At 38.1% G+C, this 20,159-nt stretch carries 19 protein-coding genes; 14 read left to right on the top strand and 5 right to left on the bottom strand.

The genetic code is table 11. The features are described 5' to 3' along the window. The first annotated feature begins 5 nt into the window (after positions 1-5). From dnaG to HCJ55_RS06620, 4 genes are all read left to right on the top strand, one after another. Positions 6-1,889 carry a DNA primase gene (dnaG, locus tag HCJ55_RS06605; RefSeq protein ID WP_185517519.1) on the top strand — a complete coding sequence of 628 codons (1,884 nt, stop codon included), beginning with the start codon at positions 6-8 and terminating at the stop codon, positions 1,887-1,889. Between the two features lie 94 nt (positions 1,890-1,983). Further along, the gene (gene rpoD, locus HCJ55_RS06610) at positions 1,984-3,108 is read left to right on the top strand and encodes an RNA polymerase sigma factor RpoD (protein ID WP_003721960.1); all 1,125 of its coding nucleotides are present in this window, start codon (positions 1,984-1,986) and stop codon (positions 3,106-3,108) included. Positions 3,109-3,175: 67 nt separating this feature from the next. Further along, complete coding sequence (locus HCJ55_RS06615) at positions 3,176-3,880, top strand: tRNA (adenine(22)-N(1))-methyltransferase (protein WP_185517521.1); 705 nt, start codon at positions 3,176-3,178, stop codon at positions 3,878-3,880. Then, positions 3,877-4,998, top strand: a complete 1,122-nt coding sequence (locus HCJ55_RS06620) for a Nif3-like dinuclear metal center hexameric protein (protein ID WP_008947830.1) — start codon at positions 3,877-3,879, stop codon at positions 4,996-4,998. Before HCJ55_RS06615 ends, HCJ55_RS06620 begins: the two co-directional genes overlap by 4 nt. A gap of 45 nt (positions 4,999-5,043) precedes the next feature. Here HCJ55_RS06620 and HCJ55_RS06625 read toward each other — a convergent pair whose 3' ends face one another. Next, entirely contained in the window at positions 5,044-6,039 is a 996-nt protein-coding gene (locus tag HCJ55_RS06625) for a 4-hydroxy-3-methylbut-2-enyl diphosphate reductase (RefSeq protein WP_185517523.1), read from the bottom strand. A 145-nt stretch (positions 6,040-6,184) separates the two neighbouring features. On the opposite strand from HCJ55_RS06625, the gene cshB reads away from it, so the two are divergent. The 7 genes from cshB to prsA1 all read left to right on the top strand — a co-directional run bounded on the left by cshB (position 6,185) and on the right by prsA1 (position 12,539). Further along, the gene (gene cshB, locus HCJ55_RS06630) at positions 6,185-7,492 is read left to right on the top strand and encodes a DEAD-box ATP-dependent RNA helicase CshB (protein WP_008947828.1); all 1,308 of its coding nucleotides are present in this window, start codon (positions 6,185-6,187) and stop codon (positions 7,490-7,492) included. A 14-nt stretch (positions 7,493-7,506) separates the two neighbouring features. Beyond that, entirely contained in the window at positions 7,507-8,400 is an 894-nt protein-coding gene (locus HCJ55_RS06635) for a deoxyribonuclease IV (protein ID WP_008947827.1), read from the top strand. Positions 8,401-8,415: 15 nt separating this feature from the next. Next, the gene (locus HCJ55_RS06640) at positions 8,416-9,342 is read left to right on the top strand and encodes a manganese-dependent inorganic pyrophosphatase (protein ID WP_185502238.1); all 927 of its coding nucleotides are present in this window, start codon (positions 8,416-8,418) and stop codon (positions 9,340-9,342) included. Between the two features lie 145 nt (positions 9,343-9,487). Further along, positions 9,488-10,261: a zinc ABC transporter ATP-binding protein ZurA gene (gene zurA / locus HCJ55_RS06645; protein ID WP_185517525.1), complete on the top strand. Its 774-nt coding sequence runs from the start codon at positions 9,488-9,490 to the stop codon at positions 10,259-10,261. Further along, complete coding sequence (gene zurM, locus HCJ55_RS06650; protein WP_008947824.1) at positions 10,236-11,114, top strand: zinc ABC transporter permease ZurM; 879 nt, start codon at positions 10,236-10,238, stop codon at positions 11,112-11,114. Before zurA ends, zurM begins: the two co-directional genes overlap by 26 nt. After that, positions 11,095-11,520: a transcriptional regulator ZurR gene (zurR, locus tag HCJ55_RS06655; RefSeq protein ID WP_003721950.1), complete on the top strand. Its 426-nt coding sequence runs from the start codon at positions 11,095-11,097 to the stop codon at positions 11,518-11,520. The genes zurM and zurR overlap by 20 nt, the downstream gene beginning before the upstream one ends. Before the next feature lie 137 nt (positions 11,521-11,657). Then, positions 11,658-12,539, top strand: a complete 882-nt coding sequence (prsA1, locus tag HCJ55_RS06660) for a post-translocation chaperone PrsA1 (RefSeq protein ID WP_185479896.1) — start codon at positions 11,658-11,660, stop codon at positions 12,537-12,539. Positions 12,540-12,622: 83 nt separating this feature from the next. Here the strand turns inward: prsA1 and HCJ55_RS06665 are convergent, their stop codons facing one another. The 4 genes from HCJ55_RS06665 to HCJ55_RS06680 all read right to left on the bottom strand — a co-directional run bounded on the left by HCJ55_RS06665 (position 12,623) and on the right by HCJ55_RS06680 (position 15,702). Further along, on the bottom strand, positions 12,623-12,949 hold the full coding sequence (locus HCJ55_RS06665; RefSeq protein WP_185517526.1) for a branched-chain amino acid transport AzlD family protein: 327 nt from the start codon (positions 12,947-12,949) through the stop codon (positions 12,623-12,625). Next, positions 12,940-13,647: an AzlC family ABC transporter permease gene (locus HCJ55_RS06670; protein ID WP_185517528.1), complete on the bottom strand. Its 708-nt coding sequence runs from the start codon at positions 13,645-13,647 to the stop codon at positions 12,940-12,942. Before HCJ55_RS06670 ends, HCJ55_RS06665 begins: the two co-directional genes overlap by 10 nt. A gap of 35 nt (positions 13,648-13,682) precedes the next feature. Beyond that, positions 13,683-14,789 carry a flavodoxin-dependent (E)-4-hydroxy-3-methylbut-2-enyl-diphosphate synthase gene (gene ispG, locus HCJ55_RS06675; protein WP_185517529.1) on the bottom strand — a complete coding sequence of 369 codons (1,107 nt, stop codon included), beginning with the start codon at positions 14,787-14,789 and terminating at the stop codon, positions 13,683-13,685. Positions 14,790-14,901: 112 nt separating this feature from the next. Then, positions 14,902-15,702: a DUF1189 domain-containing protein gene (locus HCJ55_RS06680; protein WP_008947818.1), complete on the bottom strand. Its 801-nt coding sequence runs from the start codon at positions 15,700-15,702 to the stop codon at positions 14,902-14,904. A 302-nt stretch (positions 15,703-16,004) separates the two neighbouring features. Between HCJ55_RS06680 and HCJ55_RS06685 the strand changes: the two genes are divergently transcribed. The 3 genes from HCJ55_RS06685 to HCJ55_RS06695 all read left to right on the top strand — a co-directional run bounded on the left by HCJ55_RS06685 (position 16,005) and on the right by HCJ55_RS06695 (position 20,149). Further along, positions 16,005-16,613: a superoxide dismutase gene (locus tag HCJ55_RS06685; RefSeq protein ID WP_008947817.1), complete on the top strand. Its 609-nt coding sequence runs from the start codon at positions 16,005-16,007 to the stop codon at positions 16,611-16,613. Positions 16,614-16,742: 129 nt separating this feature from the next. Beyond that, positions 16,743-18,908 carry a peptidoglycan D,D-transpeptidase FtsI family protein gene (locus HCJ55_RS06690; protein ID WP_185517531.1) on the top strand — a complete coding sequence of 722 codons (2,166 nt, stop codon included), beginning with the start codon at positions 16,743-16,745 and terminating at the stop codon, positions 18,906-18,908. A 197-nt stretch (positions 18,909-19,105) separates the two neighbouring features. After that, entirely contained in the window at positions 19,106-20,149 is a 1,044-nt protein-coding gene (locus HCJ55_RS06695) for an aspartate-semialdehyde dehydrogenase (protein ID WP_185502232.1), read from the top strand. The last annotated feature ends 10 nt before the right edge of the window (positions 20,150-20,159 follow it).

Here is a 20,159-nt window from a genome sequence, read left to right on the forward strand (position 1 = left end):
TCAAAATGGCGCGGATTCCTGAAGAAGTAATTGATCAAGTCCGGAATCAAGCGGATATAGTCGATATAATTGGTAATTATGTCCAATTAAAAAAGCAGGGGCGTAATTACTCTGGCTTATGTCCTTTCCACGGCGAAAAAACGCCATCTTTTTCCGTATCACCAGAAAAGCAGATTTTCCATTGTTTTGGGTGTGGTAAGGGAGGCAACGTTTTTTCTTTTCTGATGGAACATGATGGACTCACTTTTGTCGAATCTGTTAAAAAAGTAGCAGATATGAGCCATTTAGATGTGTCTATCGAGCTCCCAGAAGAACGCGACACAAGTAATTTACCAAAAGAAACTTCTGAAACGGCAAAAATGGTCGAAATGCACCAACTGACTGCCAAACTCTATCATTATATTTTGATGGAAACAGAAGAAGGCGCAGCAGCATTAACCTATTTGAAAGAACGCGGTATGTCTGAACAAATGATGACCACCTTCCAAATTGGCTTTGCACCAAATCACCATGCAACGATTACTTCTTTTCTAGAAAAAAGAGGCATGGACTTGCAGCTTGCTGGCATGGCCGGACTTTTATCCGAACGTGATGATGGCCAAATGGTTGACCGTTTTCGGAATCGAATTATGTTTCCTATTACGAATGATCGTGGTCAAATTATTGCTTTTTCTGGTCGCTTATTTGATCGTGATGACGGACCGAAGTATTTAAATAGTCCTGAAACGCCTATTTTTAATAAAAGACGGACGTTATTCCATTTTTCTGAGGCAAGACAGGCTATTCGAAAACAAGAAGAAATCACGCTCATGGAAGGTTTTATGGATGTTATTTCCGCAGAAGAAGCTGGTGTTCAAAATGCCGTTGCTTCGATGGGAACTAGCTTAACGGAAGAACATGCAGATTTAATCAAACGGCTCACTAATCGAGCTATTATCTGTTATGACGGTGACCGTGCTGGAATTGAAGCTGCCTACAAAGCAGGGACACTTCTAGTTGAACGGAATCGCTTAGATGTTTTTGTTTTGCAACTCCCCGCCGGAAAAGATCCCGATGACTTCATTAGAGCAAGTGGCGCAGAAAAATTCAAAGAAATCTATAAGCAACAACGAATGACTTGGACCGCTTTTAAAATTCACTATTTGCGCAAAGAACGTAATTTGCAAAATGAAACAGATCAAATCGCTTATATAGATGATTGTCTGCGTGAAATTGCAAAGCTGGATCAAGCTGTAGAGCGAGAATTATACTTAAAACAGCTGTCAGATGAATTTGAATTAACCATCGAAACCTTAAAACAACAATTACAGCAGTCACTAAAAAATAGTCAAAAATCACAACAAATGGCTAGTTATAATGAACCACCAATAGATGATTCTTTTATGGGGATGATGCCGCAAGAAGATACAGAAATGCTATTTTCTTTTGAGCAGCCAACACAACAAAAATTATCTGCCCATACTATCTCAGAGCAGCAGCTAATGAAAGCAATGATGGAAAGCCGAGATAATTTTCTTTTAATTAAGCAACTTCTCGGTGATACGACGTTTTACCATGATAATTACGAAGCACTTTATACCTATCTAATTGGTTATTTTGCGGAAGGTAATGATGCGGATCCAACAAAATTCATGGATAGTGTTCCTGATGCTGCAATGAAAGGACTTATTAGCAGCCTAGAAATGGTTATTAGTCCAGATGAACAAGGTAAACCCCAGTTTGAAGACTATATTAGAAGTCTAAAACGGTATAAATTAGAACAAAAGAAGAAAGAACTTGAGCAAGAACTAGCGACGTATAATCGTGAAAACGATAATGAAAACGAAATTCGCGTCATGCTCGAAATTGTCCAACTCAACCGTCAATTAAACAGCGGCCAATTGGATTAATAACGTTTTAAAACCGCTAAATGATGGTATTATTACCTAAGAGAAGCCTTTTAATGAGGTTAGCGGCATTTTGGAAGGAGGAATACAGGCAGTTATGAGTGATAAAACAAAAAACACAAAACCAGTTGCTGAACTAAGTGTTGAGCAAGTAAAAGAAGCCCTGATAGAAGAAGGTAAGAAAAAGGGGATTTTAACTTATGCAAAAATCGCTGCCAGATTAGCTCCATTCACTTTGGATTCCGATCAAATGGATGAGTATTTAGAACATGTTGGTGAAGCAGGAATTGAAGTTTCTGACGATGCAGATGACGAGGATCCAGATGAAACAGAACTTGTAAAAGAAGAAACTGAATCCTTTGATTTAACAGATATGAGTGTACCACCAGGCGTAAAAATTAATGACCCTGTTCGCATGTATCTAAAAGAAATTGGTCGAGTAGACTTACTTACAGCAGATGAAGAAATTGCCTTAGCAAAACGTATCGAAGCTGGCGACATCGAAGCCAAAGGACGTCTTGCAGAAGCCAATCTTCGTCTAGTTGTAAGTATTGCAAAACGTTATGTTGGTCGTGGTATGTTATTCCTTGATTTAATTCAAGAAGGTAACATGGGACTAATGAAAGCCGTTGAAAAATTTGACTTCAATAAAGGGTTTAAATTCAGTACCTATGCAACGTGGTGGATTCGTCAAGCGATAACCCGTGCGATTGCGGACCAAGCTAGAACAATCCGTATTCCGGTGCATATGGTTGAAACAATCAACAAACTAATCCGTGTACAACGCTCCTTATTACAAGATTTAGGCCGCGATCCTTCACCTGAAGAAATCGGTGAAGAAATGGACTTACCAACTGAAAAAGTTCGGGAAATCCTTAAAATCGCACAAGAGCCAGTTTCTCTTGAAACACCAATCGGCGAAGAAGATGATTCCCACCTTGGCGATTTTATCGAAGACCAAGATGCGACTTCACCATCCGATCACGCAGCGTACGAATTACTAAAAGAACAACTAGAAGACGTGCTTGATACATTAACGGACCGTGAAGAAAACGTACTTCGCTTACGTTTCGGTCTAGATGATGGTCGTACGCGCACTTTAGAAGAAGTTGGTCGTGTATTTGGTGTAACTCGTGAACGGATTCGTCAAATTGAAGCCAAAGCTTTACGTAAATTACGTCATCCAAGCCGCAGCAAACAATTGAAAGACTTCCTGGAATAATGCACAACCGGGCAGGAGGACAAATCGTTCTCCTGCCTTTTTAATGAAAATGAAAGTAGGGAACCAAATGAACGAAGAGCAACTATCGAAGCGACTCGAAAAAGTGGCTTCTTACATAACAAAAAATGAACGAATTGCAGACATCGGAAGCGATCATGCTTATTTACCATGCTTTGCAATCAAAAATCAAACGGCTTCTTTCGCTATTGCTGGCGAAGTGGTTGACGGACCTTTTCAATCTGCCCAAAAACAAGTACGTTCTTCGGGCTTAACAGAACAAATCGATGTCAGAAAAGGCAATGGTTTAGCTGTTATCGAAAAAGAAGATGCGATTGATACAATTGTGATTGCTGGAATGGGTGGCGCTTTAATACGTACTATTTTAGAAGAAGGCGCAGCAAAATTAATCGGCGTAACCAAATTAATTTTGCAACCGAATATTGCAGCTTGGCAACTAAGAGAATGGTCCGAACAAAACAACTGGCTTATTACATCCGAAGCAATTTTACGGGAAGATAATAAGATTTATGAAATTATGGTGTTAACGCCATCTGAAAAACCAGTTACTTGGACGAAGCAAGAAATATTTTTCGGACCATGTTTACTACAAGAACAAAGCGCTATTTTCAAAAGTAAATGGCGTCACGAAACCAACACATGGCAAAATATTATCCAAACGATTTCTAACAATCAACCAATTTCAACGGAAAACCAAGCGAAAATTCGTGAATTAGAACATAAAATCGCATTAGTAGAGGATGTGCTAAAATGAAAGTCGCAAATGGCTATGAATATACAGCGATAATGGAAAAAATCGCGCCTAAAAAGCTCGCAATGCAAGGAGATCCCATTGGTTTACAAGTAGGTGACTTATCAAAAAAAGTAAGAAAAATCATGTTTACTTTAGATGTGTTAGAAGAAGTGGTGGATGAAGCTATCGAAAAAAAAGTTGATTTAATCATCGCCCATCATCCATTCTTATATCGCCCAACGCAACACATTGATACAACCACAAAACAAGGGAAAATGATTAAAAAATTAATCAAACATGATATCACTGTTTTTGCAGCACACACTAATCTAGACATTGCTCAAGGTGGTGTAAATGACATTCTGGCAGGATTACTCAATCTGCAAGATACAACGATGATTGAAGAAACCTACACAGAACCATACTGCAAAATCGCTGTTTATGTACCCGAAAATGAACTAGAAAGTGTTCGTTTAGCGCTTGTCAACAACGGTGCTGGCCAAATCGGAACTGCATATTCAGAGTGCACATTCCACACAACTGGTATTGGTTCCTTTAAACCAGGAGCAGACGCCAACCCAACGATTGGTGAAAAAGAGCAGCTGACTTCCATTCCCGAAGTTAAAATAGAGGCGATTTTCCCGCAATATTTAACAGAGACGATTACAAAAGCAGTGAAAATTGCGCATCCATATGAAGAACCTGCAATTGATGTCTATACGCTAGAAACGCAAACTTACAAAGAAGGACTAGGTCGTGTCGGCACTTTACCGAAAAAACTCGGCATGGTTTCCTTTATAGATAAATTAAAAACCGCTTTTGCCATTGAAAATGTTCGTTTTATTGGTGATTTAAAAACAACGGTCAAAAAAGTAGCGATTATCGGTGGCGATGGAAATAAATTTATTCACCAAGCAAAAGCTACTGGTGCAGATGTGTTTATTACTGGGGATGTCTATTACCACACAGGGCATGATTTATTAGCTATTAATCTTCCAACGATTGATGCTGGCCATAATATCGAAAAAGTGATGAAGGGCTATCTGAAAACTAAAATGGAAGAACAAGCGAAGATTTTAGATTATGAAGCAGAATTTATAGTTTCCGAAGTAAATACAGATCCATTCCAATTTTGTTAATAAAAAAACGACTAACTCCTTTATTAAAGAGAATTAGTCGTTTTTTTATTTACCGCCATTTTTTAGGTGAACTAAACGTTGGCGTCTTTTTTCATCCATATTTTTATTTTTCATTTTTGGGATAACACTAGCAAAATCAGAGCGATGTGTTCGTTCCCAAGTAGATTCGTCTGCCGCATCAAACTGCTCTAAGAAAACAAGTACTTCTCGTACAAGCGGCGTTGGTGTACTTGCTCCAGCGGTTACCGCCACTTTTTGCACATCTTTAATCCACTGAATATCTAATTCTGAAATATCGGCAATCCGATAAGCTGGTGTGCCGGCCTTTTCAATAGAAACTTGGGCTAGGCGCGCGGTATTATTGCTTCTTGGATCACCAATAACAATAGTGACATCCGCATCTTTAGCTTGCTCGGCAACAGCTTCTTGACGCACTTGAGTAGCCATGCAAATTTCTTGATGGGGTATCGCCGTCGGGTATTTTACTTTTATATAATCGATTAAATCAGCTACATCCCATTTACTCATCGTAGTTTGATTTGTAATAAAAATCTTATCAGAGAGTAATGAAAGGGCATCAATATCCGCTTTCGTTTCTACTAAATGAACAACATCTGGCGCTGTGCCGTATGCGCCTTCTGGTTCCGGGTGTCCTTTTTTGCCGATATAGATGATTTGGTAACCAGCTGCTTGTTTTTCTAAAATCAAATCATACGTATGAAGCACATCTGGGCAGGTAGCGTCAATGGTTGTTAATCCTTTTGCTAGCGCTTTTGCTTTCACAGCAGGAGAGACGCCGTGCGCTGTAAAGATAATCGTCCCAGTCGTTATTTTATCTAAAATTGCTTCTCGATTCGCGCCATCCACTGTATAAATACCAATCGATTCAAAGGCGTCGCTGACATGTTTATTATGAACAATCATACCTAAAATATGAATAGGCCGAGGTAAATTCGGATCCATCGAAGCGTTTTTAGCAATCACCATCGCATCAATGACTCCGTAACAATAACCACGAGGGGATATTTTGATAATTCCCATTCGAAAACATCCTCATTTCTGTGTTAGATTCACTATTTAGTATAATAGACTTTGATTGTTTTGACAAAGTTGTCTTATCGCGCGCACGAATGTCCAATTATGTGCTATAATGGCTACTAGGTATAGAACGGAGTGGAAATATTTTATGACGAAGAAATCAAGGTTTGACCAATTCGGCTTTCAACCTTTTATTGGACTTGCAATAGATAAATTAGGATTCTATGAGCCAACAGAAGTACAACAGAAGCTAATCCCAGGCATTTTAAAAGGTGAAAGTATCATTGGACAATCTCAAACAGGTACAGGGAAAACCCATACTTTTATTTTGCCAATTATTAACAATGTGAATCCTGAAAAAGATGCAGTACAAGCAGTTATTACGGCACCAAGTCGTGAGCTTGCTACTCAAATTTATAATGAAATTCGCAAAGTAACGAAATACAGTGAAAAAGAAATCGCTGTACAACTTGTTATTGGTGGTACGGATAAACAACGTGCGATTGATAAACTAAAAAAACAACCACAAATTATTGTCGGAACGCCTGGTCGTATCAATGACTTAATCCGCGAACAAGCTCTATTTGTTCATACAGCGAAAACACTCGTTATTGACGAAGCAGACATGACACTTGATATGGGATTCTTAAACGATGTCGACCATATCGCTGGAAAAATGCCAGCTAATTTACAAATGCTTGTATTTTCCGCAACAATTCCGCAAAAATTAAAACCATTTTTAAGCAAATATATGGAAAATCCGCGTTATGAGCATATCCAACCAAAAGTGGCAGCTTCAAAAACAGTGGAACACCGTATTATGGCCACTCGTAGCCGTAACAAAATAGATTTACTTAAAAATGTTTTAGTCGGTTCGCAACCTTATTTGGCGATTGTTTTCACTAATACAAAAACAACAGCTGATGAAGTAGCAAACGGATTAGTTGAACGTGGACTTAAAGTAGCCAAAATCCATGGTGACGTCAACCCACGTGAACGTAAACGGACAATGAAACAAATCGAAAACTTAGATTATCAATATGTTGTTGCGACAGATTTAGCTGCTCGTGGTATTGATATCCAAGGAATTAGTCATGTCGTAAACTATGAATTACCGGATGACTTAGATTTCTACATTCACCGTACAGGCCGAACTGGTCGCGCCGGACATTCTGGTATCGCACTTACTTTATTTGAACCAGCTGATGAAGATCGCCTAAACCAACTGGAAAAAATGGGGATTGAATTTAAGCATGTTGACTGGAAAAATAAAGAATTCGTTACACTAGAAGACCGCAACCGTCGTGCAAAACGTGAAGCAAAACGTGAAACAGCCGATCCACGTGAAATTGGTATGCGTAAAAAAGCGAAACAAAAAGGTAAACCAAACTATAAAAAGAAAATTAACTACAAAATGAACGAAATTAAACGTCGCGAAAGACGGAAAAAACGATAAGTGAGGAATGAATTATGCTAAGACTAGGTTCTCATGTATCAATGAGCGGAAAGAAAATGCTTCTTGGCGCAAGTGAAGAAGCAGCTTCTTACGGCTCTAATACGTTTATGATTTATACTGGAGCTCCGCAAAACACGCGTAGAAAGCCAATTGAAGAGTTAAATATTGAAGCAGGCCTAGAACATATGAAAGCTCATGATATGGCTGACATCGTTGTTCACGCGCCTTATATTATCAATATCGGCAACTCAGTTAAGCCAGAAACATTTGAACTAGGGGTTAATTTCTTACAATCTGAAATTGAACGTACGCGTGCGCTTGGTGCCAAGCAAATCGTTCTACATCCCGGTGCACATGTTGGCGAAGGAGCGGACAAAGGAATCAAACAAATTATCCAAGGTCTGAATGAAGCATTAATACATGACCAAGATGTACAAATCGCTTTAGAAACAATGGCTGGAAAAGGTTCCGAATGTGGCCGCACTTTTGAAGAGTTAGCACAAATTATCGATGGTGTGACGCACAACGAATTATTATCCGTTACGTTTGATACTTGTCATACGCATGATGCAGGTTACGATATTGTGAATGACTTTGATGGCGTATTAAATCAATTCGATAAAATTGTCGGCATTGATCGCTTAAAAGTACTACATATCAATGATAGCAAGAACGAACGAGGCGCGCATAAAGACCGACATGCAAATATCGGTTTTGGCCATATTGGCTTTGATGCCCTTCATTATATTGTGCACCATCCGCAACTAGCAGATGTGCCAAAAATTCTTGAAACACCTTATGTTGGTGAAGATAAAGCATCAAAAAAAGCACCATACGAATGGGAAATCGCAATGCTAAGAAATGGCGAATTTGACCCAGATTTATTAAATAAAATTCAAAACAGCTAAAAGGAGACGAAAATAATGACAAAAACACTTGTATTCGGTCATAAAAATCCAGATACAGATACGATTTGTTCTGCCATTAGTTACGCAGAATTAAAAAAAGCACAAGGAGCAGATATTGAAGCGGTTCGTTTAGGCGAGCTTAATAGTGAAACAGCTTTTGTTCTTGATTATTTCCAAGTAACAGCTCCACGTCTAGTTCAAACAGTTGCAAATGAAGTTTCTGAAGTAGCTCTTGTTGACCATAACGAACGCCAACAAAGTGTAGATGATATTGATGATGTGACAGTTACTGCTGTTGTTGACCATCATCGTATCGCTAACTTCGAAACATCTGATCCACTTTATTACCGCGCTGAACCAGTTGGATGTACAACAACAATCCTTCTAAAAATGTTCCGTGAAAATGAAGTAGAAGTAAGTAAAACTGTTGCAGGACTTATGCTTTCTGCTATCATTTCTGATACACTTCTTTTCCAATCACCAACATGCACAGAAGAAGATAAAGTTGCTGCAGAAAAATTAGCGCTTATCGCAGAAGTTGATATTCAAGCGTACGGCATGGAAATGCTTAAAGCTGGAGCAGATGTTAGTAAAAAATCTGTTGCTGAACTATTACTGGATGCGAAAGAATTCAACATGAACGATAACAAAGTAGAAATCGCCCAAATTAATGTAGTTGATGTGAACGATGTACTTAGCCGCCGCGCAGAAGTAGAAGCACTTATTACGAATACGATTGTGGAAAAAGGACTTGATTTATACTTGTTCGTCATCACAAACATTCTTACTAATGACTCTGTTGGAATTGCTATCGGTTCAAAAACAGACATTGTCGAAGAAGCTTATGGTGTGAAATTCATCGAAAATCAAGCACCACTAAAAGGTGTTGTATCTCGTAAAAAACAAGTGGTTCCAATTTTAACAGATACATTCGCTAAATAATAATACTAACCTGGAAAATGACAACCATCTTTTCCAGGTTTTTTTGTCCAAATTTTTAATTCGAAGTAATTACGATTTACATTTTAACCATTATTTTATATACTAGTAAAAGCGGCTAGCAAATGCTGTCAAAGGAGAAACATGAATGAACAAAATCATAGAAGTAAATAATGTAAGCTATCATTATGATAAAGAACATGCCTTAGAAAACATTCATTTTCAAGTAGCAAAAGGCAGTTTTACTGGTTTAATTGGTCCTAATGGTTCCGGTAAATCAACCATGTTAAAATTAATTCTTGGTGTACTCAAAAAACAACAAGGTAGTATCTCGTTATTTGGAGAAAAACAAGCAGATTTCAAAGATTGGGTTAAAATCGGCTTCGTTTCCCAAAAATCAAACGCTTTTAATTCCGCATTTCCAGCCACAGTAAAAGAAGTGGTCGCAAGTGGGTTAACAAAGAAAAAAGGCTTATTTAAAACCTTAAACAATAAAGATAAAGAAGACATTGATTACGCTTTGAAGCGAGTAGAAATGACAGATTATCTAAATCGCAATATCGGGGAACTTTCTGGCGGACAACAGCAACGTGTTTTTATTGCACGTGCGTTAGTAAGTAGACCAGAGTTGTTAATTTTAGATGAGCCAACTGTTGGGGTCGATGTTGAGAATGTAAAAGCATTTTATGAGCTTTTAGCCGAATTAAATCGGACCGAAGAAATGACACTTTTGCTTGTAACACATGATTTAATGGCCGTGAATACGTATGTTAATCATGTCATTAGCATTAATAAACGCATTATTTTCGATGGTTCTGCGCATGAATATCAACATTATTTGGCCGACCGCGAACTTGAAATATTAGCCGAACAACGCAGAAGGGAGGATACTTGCCGTGATTGCGACGCTTCTCCAGTATGATTTTATTCGTAATACATTTATCGTTGGGCTTGTTATTGGCGTTATTGCTCCATTACTCGGAAGTTTTATCGTCGTAAGAAAGCTTTCTTTAATGGCAGATGCGCTTAGCCATGTGACGCTAGGGGGGATTGCTGTTAGTTTATTTTTAAGCAAAACTTACTTGCCACTAGCCGCACTCAATCCACTATATCTCGGCTTTGGTTTTTCGGTAGTAGGATCCTTATTAATGGAAAAATTACGCACCGTCTATAAACATTTTGAAGAACTTGCCATTCCGATTATTATGTCGGCTGGTATGGGCTTTTCCGTTATTTTTATTTCCTTGGCAAATGGCTTCAATACTGATTTATTTAGTTATTTATTTGGTAGTGTAAGTGCCGTAAGTCGTACAGATATGATCACGATTGTCGTGACTGCGATTATTGTATTTATCGTTATTTTATCTTTATATAAAGAACTATTTCTGTTATCATTTGATGAAGAATATGCGAAAGTTTCCGGTTTAAAAGCGAAAGTATTTGATATCATTTTCATGGTGTTAGTCGCGCTGGTTATTGCGTCCTCCATGCGAATTGTCGGTATTTTACTCGTATCATCTTTAATGACATTACCTGTTGCAGCAGCTATTCGTATCGCCAAAGGATTTAAACAAACTATTCTATTGTCGATTTTGTTTGGTGAAATTGCCGTTATTGGTGGCTTATTTACCGCTTATTATTTAAACTTAGCGCCCGGTGGAGCAATCGTTATTATTTCCGTGCTACTTTTAATCGTCACCATTTTATATCAAAAAATACGTCAAAAAATCTTAATTTCAAAACGAGGTGAGGAAAATGGGACTTACAGCAACTGAAGCACTCATGAAAATGAAAGAAAAAGGCTATAAACACACAGATAAACGTGAATTTCTAATTAACTTACTAGCTCGTAAAAATAAATATTTAACAGCAAAAGATGTGTTAGAAAATATGAAAGATGATTTCCCAGGAATCAGTTTTGATACGATTTACCGTAATCTCTCTTTATTTGTCGAGTTAGGTATTTTTGAAGAAACCGATCTTTCTGGTGAGCGCAATTTCCGTTTAGCTTGTACACACGAGCATCATCACCATCACTTTATTTGTATGAAATGTGGTAAAACAAAAGAAATTATGATGTGCCCAATGGATTTTTTAACCGAAGCATTACCTGGTTACCAAATTGACGGCCATAAATTCGAGGTTTACGGCGAATGCCCAGAATGTTTACAAGCCTCTTAATAGCAAAAAGGTCCGTAAATCCGGGCCTTTTTTTATTTTATGCATATTGTTCATAGTTATTTCATATTTGTTTCTTATTCTGGACACTTTTTATCGTTAAAGTAAGAAGTAGCCGAAAGAAGAAGGAGAGGAACAGTTTGACAAAATTAAAAAAAGTGATGATTTCCATAATAGCAGCTACGTTACTATTGCTCGCTGGATGTGGCAGTAGTGCTGTTGTAAAAACAGATGCAGGAAGTGTCACGCAAGATGAACTTTATGAAGCCATGAAAACGACTTACGGTAATGAGGTCGTGCAACAACTTACTTTCAAAAAAATCTTAGCAGATAAATACACCGTAACTGAAAAAGAAGTCGATGCAGAATATAAAAAATACGAAGAACAATACGGTGACTCATTTGAATCAACGCTATCTTCTAATAATTTAACAAAAACTTCTTTCAAAGAAAATTTAGAGTATAATCTACTCGTCCAAAAAGCGACTGAAGCCAATATGGATGTTAGCGAAAGTAAGCTCAAAACTTATTATAAAACATGGGAACCCGACATTACGGTACGCCATATTTTAGTAGACGACGAAGCAACAGCTAAAGAAATCCAAACAAAACTAAAAAACGGTGAAAAATTCGCCGATTTAGCAAAAGAATATTCTACAGATACAGCTACTAGCACAAATGGCGGTCTATTAGATCCATTTGGTCCAGGTGAAATGGACGAAACCTTTGAAAAAGCAGCTTATGCGCTGAAAAACACAGATGATGTTAGTGGTATTGTCAAATCCACTTACGGTTATCACTTGATCCAATTAGTGAAGAAAACCGAAAAAGGTACGTATGAAAAAGAAAAAGCGAACGTAAAAGCCGCTTATATCGAATCGCAACTAACTTCTGAAAACATGACAGCTGCACTGAAAAAAGAATTAAAAGCAGCCAACATTGATATTAAAGATAGCGATTTAAAAGATGCTTTTGCTGATTATACAGACACTTCATCAACTAGCACAACAACATCTAACTAAAGTTACTTCGGATCCACCCATAAATAAAAAGCCCTTTACTGGTTTTGATTCCCGTCAAAAACACACTCCAGTAAAGGGCTTTTCTATGCAAAAAAACGAATCATCGCCATGGAAATGATCCCAACGATAACAATCCACATTAAATTTTTAGTTACAATTGCCGTCAAAATAGTAGGCAATGAAGCAAGCAAATTTTCAACATTGATTCCCGGAAAACCATTTTCCCGTGTAACTAATAAACTTTGAACGAAAAGAGCTGTCAGAATACAGAGAGGGACATAAGATAAATATCGAATCACTACATCCGGGAGCTGTAACTTACGGACAAAAATAAACGGCAAAACACGCGGTATAAAGGTAACAAGACCACAACCAATAATTACATATAAAGTATACGAACTTAACGCCATTTTTCTAATATCACTCCCATCAAACAGCCAAGTAGCGTTGCCGTTAAAATAGCTAACTCAGGTGTCATAAAACGCATAAAGAGGACTAAAAACAGCGCAACAAGAATCATCACTAGCAAACTCGTACTGATTTTTTTACTTTTATCACTCACCACTTGTAAATAAAGCAAACCAATAAACATCGCTGACAAAGCAAAATCCAGCCCAAATTGTTCCGGATTCGGCAGCCAATTCCCTATAAAAGCACCCACAATACAAGCAACAATCCACGCCAAGTAGGCCGTCACATTAATCCCGTGCATCCATTTGGCACTAACTGGCTTTTTATTTCCAATTTGATTCATCGAAACCCCAAACGTTTCATCCGTGAGAAGGGCGCCAATCCCGATATTATTCCACAGAGAATATTTTTTAAAGTGAGGAGCCTCGGCCATACTCATCAAAAAATGCCTTGAATTAATTAAAAAAGTAGTAAATATAATGGCTGAAATCGGACTCTGTAACAATAATAAACCAGAAATAATAAATTGAGCCGCACCCGCATAGACAATAACCGCAAGTAACGTCACTTCTAAAAGACTTAAATGGGAAGCTTTTCCAACTACGCCTGCAGCAATCCCAATCCCAGCATAGCCAAGCACCGTAGGCAGACATGCTTTAACACCATCATAAAAACTTAATTCATTTTCTTTTTCCAAAGAAAGCCCCCCTTAACACAAAAACCTGGAGGCAATTATCCCAGGTTTTCCAGTTCTATTTTTTTAGCAAAATATTCTTCTGCTAAAAGATCAATTTCTTTTTTTAATTCGTCTACCATAATAGCTTCTGGTACTTTTCGAATGATTTTCCCATGTCTAAAAAGGAGTCCTTCTCCGTTTGAACCGGCAATTCCAATATCTGCTTCGCGTGCTTCTCCGGGGCCATTTACCGCACAGCCAAGTACTGCAACTTTAATCGGCGCTTTGATAGTAGCGATATATTCTTCCACCTCATTAGCAATCCGAATCAAATCAATTTCTATCCGTCCGCAAGTAGGGCATGAAATGAGTGTGGCTGCATTAGATGAAAGGCCAAATGACTTTAATAATTCACGTGCCACTTTTATTTCTTCGACAGGATCTGCACTCAACGATACACGTAAAGTATTTCCAATGCCCAAACTAAGCATTGCGCCAAGCCCTGCAGCACTTTTTATCCCGCCTGCAAATTGAGTACCAGATTCCGTAATTCCAAGATGAAGAGGGTACTTAAATGCGCGACTAGCTTTATCATACGCTTCAATTGCTAAATTCACGTCAGACGCTTTTAAAGAAACGATAATATCATGAAAATCTAAGTCTTCAAGAATTTTAATATGGGCAAGGGCGCTTTCCACCATACCATCCGCAGTAGGATAACCATATTTTTGGATAATTTTCTTTTCTAAGCTGCCAGCATTGACGCCGATTCGAATCGGAATATTTTTCGCTTTAGCAGCGTTAACTACTTTTTCGACACGATCACGGCGACCGATATTACCAGGATTAATGCGAATTTTATCCACGCCAGCATCAATGGCTTTCAGTGCTAATCTGTAATCAAAATGGATATCAGCTACGAGGGGAATATGAATTCTTTTTTTGATAGCAGCAAGCGCATTTGCCGCTCGTTCATCTGGACAAGCTACCCGAACAATCTGGCAACCAGCTTCCTCTAATCGGTGAATCTCCGCTACCGTTGCTTCGACATCATGTGTTTTTGTCGTAGTCATACTTTGGATCGTTAATTCATTATTACCACCAATTGTTAAATTACCAACTTGGACTGGGCGAGTATGTTCGCGAGATGTTCTTTCATTCAAAGAAATCGCTCCTTTAGTCTAGCTTTGATTTTTTTATCATACCATTTTTATAGAACAAAATCACGTGAATAACGCCACAAAAAAGCCACCTGCATAAGCAAGTGGCTAAAAATTATTTGTCTAAAACAGTTGGTTCGCTTGGAGGAATTGAACGAATCGCAAGGAACACGAAAATCATGCTCACGACCATATTTATCTCCATTCCAAAAGGAATAATAATTTGTAAGGCTTCCATAACCATTGTAAAAACGGCCGCTAGTGTAATACTATAGGCAGCAATCATCCAGTTTTGACGGAAGGCGATACCAGTTCGACCAAATCCAGAAAGAATAAAACCGAATAACGCATAAAGTGCTACACGGAAGAATACCGAACCTAGCGTGAAAATAAAGAGAACCATTAATGCAATTGGAATAAAGTACTTAGCTAATGACTCAATAGAAGTATATAAGTCAACTAAATCTGCTTTGTCGCTAATTCCTGCTGTTTCATAACTAACCGATTGAGAAACACCGGCTGCAGTAATATAAATACTATCTGAAAGAAAAGCAACTGCACTGTCATACGAAGCAATTTTATTATCAATATCATCTTTATCAAGTGTACCGGAAGCATCAAAATAAATATGTAATTCATCTTGATCAATCGAGATAGGGACATTTTTAACTGTATCATCCGTTAAAACTAACTTACCATCTGTCACTTTAAAATCCGGAATCTCATTTGTAATCGTTTCTTCGCCAACTTTTAGCGCATTTTTTGTCGTAACGTTCGTAAAGTATGCTAATGGAAGGAATGTTACGAATGATAAAACGATAATGTAGACGATACTTTTTCTGATTTTATCATTTCGAAACGATGCAATATCCGCAGGGGAATACAAACTCTTCCAGAAGCGTTTAAAAATATTCATTCTTTTTTCAACACCTCACCTAATGGTTTAACTTTTTGAGTTTAAGGGAAAAAGATACATGTATGTGCAAAAGAGCGTACTTTTTCCACCTAAACTTAATCATAGCTTGAAACGAGAGCAAAATCAATATTGAAACATCACTGAGCAGAAAAATTGCAAGCATTTCGGGAGCATGGTAGGCTAAATGGTGTAAGAAGAAACTGTTTTTAAGGTTAATAGTAGTTCTATCGAAATGGGACATGAAACTTTTGCCTTATATGTCATTTCTTTTCACGTAAAAACAATACAAGGAGGAACTTTTAATGACTTACGAATTACCTAAACTACCTTATACTTATGATGCTTTGGAGCCGAATTTTGATAAAGAAACAATGGAAATTCACTATACAAAGCACCACAATACTTATGTTACAAAACTAAACGAAGCGGTTGCAGGTCATCCTGAACTTGCAAGCAAATCTGCTGAAGAATTAGTTGCTAACTTAGATAGCGTTCCTGAAAACATTCGCGGCGCTGTCCGTAACCATGGTGGCGGTCACGCTAACCATACATTATTCTGGTCTATTCTTAGCCCAAATGGTGGCGGTGCTCCAACTGGTGACTTAAAAGCAGCAATCGAAAGCGAATTCGGTACTTTTGACGAATTTAAAGAAAAATTCAATGCAGCAGCTGCAGCACGTTTTGGTTCTGGCTGGGCTTGGCTAGTAGTTAATGGTGGCAAATTAGAAATCGTTTCTACAGCTAACCAAGATTCTCCACTAAGCGATGGCAAAACGCCGGTTCTTGGCTTAGATGTTTGGGAACATGCTTACTACCTTAAATTCCAAAACCGTCGTCCTGAATATATCGACACATTTTGGAATGTTATTAACTGGGATGAAGCTAACAAACGCTTTGACGCAGCTAAATAATAATCAAAAGACTCACTTAGGTGGGTCTTTTTTTATTTCTAATGAATTTCTAATCAACTTACAGTGGAAAAATCATGCTTTTTCAGCTACAATAGGGAAAGGTATTATTGAAAAGTGAGGTAACTATGCGTGAAACTAAATTTTAGAAAAAAGAAAAAAGATTCCACTAAGAAGAAACGCGCCATCATTCCACTACGTTTAAATATTCTATTCTTTATTATATTTATTTTATTCTCCGTGTTAATTTTACGACTTGGAATTGTTCAAATCGTACAAGGGGATACTTACAAACGTCAATTAGAAGAGACCGATAACGTAACAGTTTCCAAAAATGTACCACGTGGTAGCATTTATGACCGGAATTACAATTTATTAGTAGGTAACTCTGCCGTCAAATCAATCACTTACACACGTAGCCAACAAACAGAAACAGCAGAAACGCTTCACGTAGCTCAAACGCTACAAAAACTAATTACAGTCGAGCCTGAAAAGCTAACCGACCGTGATCTAAAAGATTACTGGATTTTAACGCATCAAACCGAATCCCTCAATCGCTTATCAGCGAAAGAACAAGCACTTGATGCAGCTAAAGCATACAAAGCCCAAGTAGAAAAAGTAACAAAAGATGATATTGCTAGTTTAACGACCGAAGATTTAAAAGTAGCAACCATTTACAAAAAAATGACTACTGGTTATGCAATGACAGAATCGGTTGTCAAAAATAAAGATGTAACTGATGAAGAAATCGCTCGCGTTAGTGAAAACATGGACAGTTTACCTGGTGTTGACACAACGACTGACTGGAATCGCTACTATACTTATGATGAAACATTACGTTCTATCTTAGGTTCCGTTTCCACAGCGAAAGAAGGTTTACCGAAAGACAAAGCGGAATATTACTTATCACAAGGATATAGCCGTAATGACCGCGTCGGTAAAAGTTATTTAGAAGCACAATATGAAAGTGTTCTCGCTGGATCTAAATCCCAGTCCGAGAGCGTTCTTGATTCTAAAGGAAACATCATCGAAACTGTCAGCAAATACGAAGGCTCCAAAGGAAAAGATTTAGTTCTTTCCGTTGATGTCGAATTCCAAAAAGCTGTAGAAGAAATTCTCCAAAAAAATATTAAACAAGGGAAACAATATGCCGGTTCTGACCTTTTTGACCGCGCATTCGTTGTTGCCATGGATCCATATTCCGGAGAAGTTCTCGCACTTGCAGGTCAAAAGTTAAATGACAAAGGCGAATTTGAAGATTATTCCCTAGGTACATTTACGACAGCTTACGCAATGGGTTCCGCTGTAAAAGGCTCCACGATTCTTGGCGGTATTATGGACGGCGCTATTACAAACAAAACCGTCTTCACTGACCAACCAATCGCTTTAAAAGGAACGAAACCAAAGAGTTCTTGGTTTAATAGAACCGGAGCTGGCAATCGACCACTTGATCCTGTTGGCGCATTAGAAATTTCTTCTAACTCCTACATGTATCAAGTAGCAATGAAAATGGGTGGCGCCAACTATGTACCAAATGGACCACTTAGAGCACCACTAAGTACTTTTGACGATATGCGTTATTATTATAATCAGTTCGGCCTAGGTGTAAAAACAGGCATCGACCTTCCCGGCGAACAAACTGGTTACAAAGGGGACGACCAAACAATTGGTAAAATTCTCGATTTCGCTATCGGACAATATGATTCGTATACACCACTACAAATGGCACAATACGTTTCAACAATTGCTAATGGTGGTTCAAGAATTGCGCCAAGCATGGTAAAAGAAATTAGAAACCCTAGTACAGATGGTGATACTGTTGGAACACTTGCAACAGCTAACGAACCAAAAGTATTAAATAAAATTGGCGTTTCCGAAAGTGACATAAAAACAGTGCAACAAGGTTTCTATGAAGTAACACATGGTTCTACTGGTACCGCAAGAACCGTCTTCACTTCAAGCGATTACGACGTTGCAGGTAAAACAGGTACAGCAGATGCTTTCTACGATGGACCAAAAGAAGGCAACAAAATGGCCAGCGTTTGGAACACTACTTTCGTCGGCTATGCGCCCGTTGAAAAGCCAGAGATAGCGATTTCCGTTGTTGTTCCTTGGATTTATCGTCCATACGGTACAGACCAAAAAACAAACATGAAAATCTCTAAAGAAGTATTCGATAAATATTTCGAGCTTAAAAAAGAACGCGCTGAGTCAAACAAAGACGAATCAAAAGTAGAACAACCAATTAACAATAAAGAAGCAGCTGCAAAAGCACAATCCGAACAAACCGAAAATTAATCAAAAACCACTTTCATTTACGTGAAAGTGGTTTTTTTATTTCAAACTAACAAACAATTTAAAAAAATAGTCGTTAATACGTATAAAAAACTGCGAAATGGCTTTGTTTATGGTATGATAAAGTAAGTGTAAAATTAACCAGATTTCTGTTTTCGAGCAGAAATACGAGGATTAAATTGAAGGAGGAATTGTAAACTATGACAAAAAGCTATCATGTCGCAGTTGTAGGTGCTACTGGTGCAGTTGGTACCCAAATGATTGAATTACTAGAAGAGGCGGCGACTTTTAAGATAAAGCAAGTTTCATTCTTGTCTTCTATTCGTTCTGCTGGAAAAAAACTAGCCTTCCGCGGGGAAGAAGTAACTATTCAAGAAGCAACACCTGAAAGTTTTGAAGGCGTTGATATCGCTTTATTTAGTGCGGGCGGTTCTGTTTCTAAAGCTCTCGCAAAAGAAGCTGTGAAACGCGGAGCTATTGTTATTGATAACACAAGTGCTTACCGTATGGATCCAACAGTCCCACTAGTCGTTCCAGAAGTAAATGAAAAAGCACTTTTCTCCCATAATGGAATAATTGCCAATCCTAACTGTTCCACCATTCAAATGGTAGCAGCACTCGAACCGATTCGAGAAACGTTTGGATTAAACCGCATTATTGTTTCCACTTATCAAGCTGTTTCTGGCTCTGGTGTAAGTGCCATTCAAGAACTAAAAGACGGTAGCAGAGCAGTTTTAGATAACGAGGAATTCACTCCACAAATCATGCCCGTAAAAGGGGACAAAAAACATTATCCAATCGCTTTTAACGCGTTACCACAAATTGATGTTTTCACAGAAAATGATTATACATACGAAGAAATGAAAATGATCAATGAAACGAAAAAAATCATGGAAGACAACACAATGAAAGTTTCCGCTACATGTGTTCGGATTCCGGTAGTTAGTGGTCATTCTGAAAGTGTTTATATTGAAGTAGATAAAGACGGCGTAAGTGCGAAAGATATCCAAAATGCGCTTAAAAACGCCCCTGGTGTTGTGCTTGAAGACGACCCGGCAAATCAAGTATATCCGCAAGCGATTGAAGCTGCAGGTAAAAAAGAAGTGTTCGTTGGTCGCGTCCGCGCTGACATTGACGATCCCAAAGGTTTCCACATGTGGATTGTTTCTGACAACTTACTCAAAGGTGCCGCATGGAATTCGATTCAAATAGCTGAAAGTTTAGTCAAACTAGCGATTATTTAGAGGTGTAAGA

The organism is Listeria marthii (assembly GCF_014227425.1).
Taxonomy (GTDB): domain Bacteria; phylum Bacillota; class Bacilli; order Lactobacillales; family Listeriaceae; genus Listeria; species Listeria marthii.

Bases quoted from the DNA above. Each gene is read 5' to 3' on its own strand.
- dnaG (WP_185517519.1), top strand. From the start codon at position 6: ATGGCGCGGATTCCTGAAGAAGTAATTGATCAAGTCCGGAATCAAGCG.
- rpoD (WP_003721960.1), top strand. From the start codon at position 1,984: ATGAGTGATAAAACAAAAAACACAAAACCAGTTGCTGAACTAAGTGTT.
- HCJ55_RS06615 (WP_185517521.1), top strand. From the start codon at position 3,176: ATGAACGAAGAGCAACTATCGAAGCGACTCGAAAAAGTGGCTTCTTAC.
- HCJ55_RS06620 (WP_008947830.1), top strand. From the start codon at position 3,877: ATGAAAGTCGCAAATGGCTATGAATATACAGCGATAATGGAAAAAATC.
- HCJ55_RS06625 (WP_185517523.1), bottom strand. From the start codon at position 6,039: ATGGGAATTATCAAAATATCCCCTCGTGGTTATTGTTACGGAGTCATT.
- cshB (WP_008947828.1), top strand. From the start codon at position 6,185: ATGACGAAGAAATCAAGGTTTGACCAATTCGGCTTTCAACCTTTTATT.
- HCJ55_RS06635 (WP_008947827.1), top strand. From the start codon at position 7,507: ATGCTAAGACTAGGTTCTCATGTATCAATGAGCGGAAAGAAAATGCTT.
- HCJ55_RS06640 (WP_185502238.1), top strand. From the start codon at position 8,416: ATGACAAAAACACTTGTATTCGGTCATAAAAATCCAGATACAGATACG.
- zurA (WP_185517525.1), top strand. From the start codon at position 9,488: ATGAACAAAATCATAGAAGTAAATAATGTAAGCTATCATTATGATAAA.
- zurR (WP_003721950.1), top strand. From the start codon at position 11,095: ATGGGACTTACAGCAACTGAAGCACTCATGAAAATGAAAGAAAAAGGC.
- HCJ55_RS06665 (WP_185517526.1), bottom strand. From the start codon at position 12,949: ATGGCGTTAAGTTCGTATACTTTATATGTAATTATTGGTTGTGGTCTT.
- HCJ55_RS06680 (WP_008947818.1), bottom strand. From the start codon at position 15,702: ATGAATATTTTTAAACGCTTCTGGAAGAGTTTGTATTCCCCTGCGGAT.
- HCJ55_RS06685 (WP_008947817.1), top strand. From the start codon at position 16,005: ATGACTTACGAATTACCTAAACTACCTTATACTTATGATGCTTTGGAG.
- HCJ55_RS06695 (WP_185502232.1), top strand. From the start codon at position 19,106: ATGACAAAAAGCTATCATGTCGCAGTTGTAGGTGCTACTGGTGCAGTT.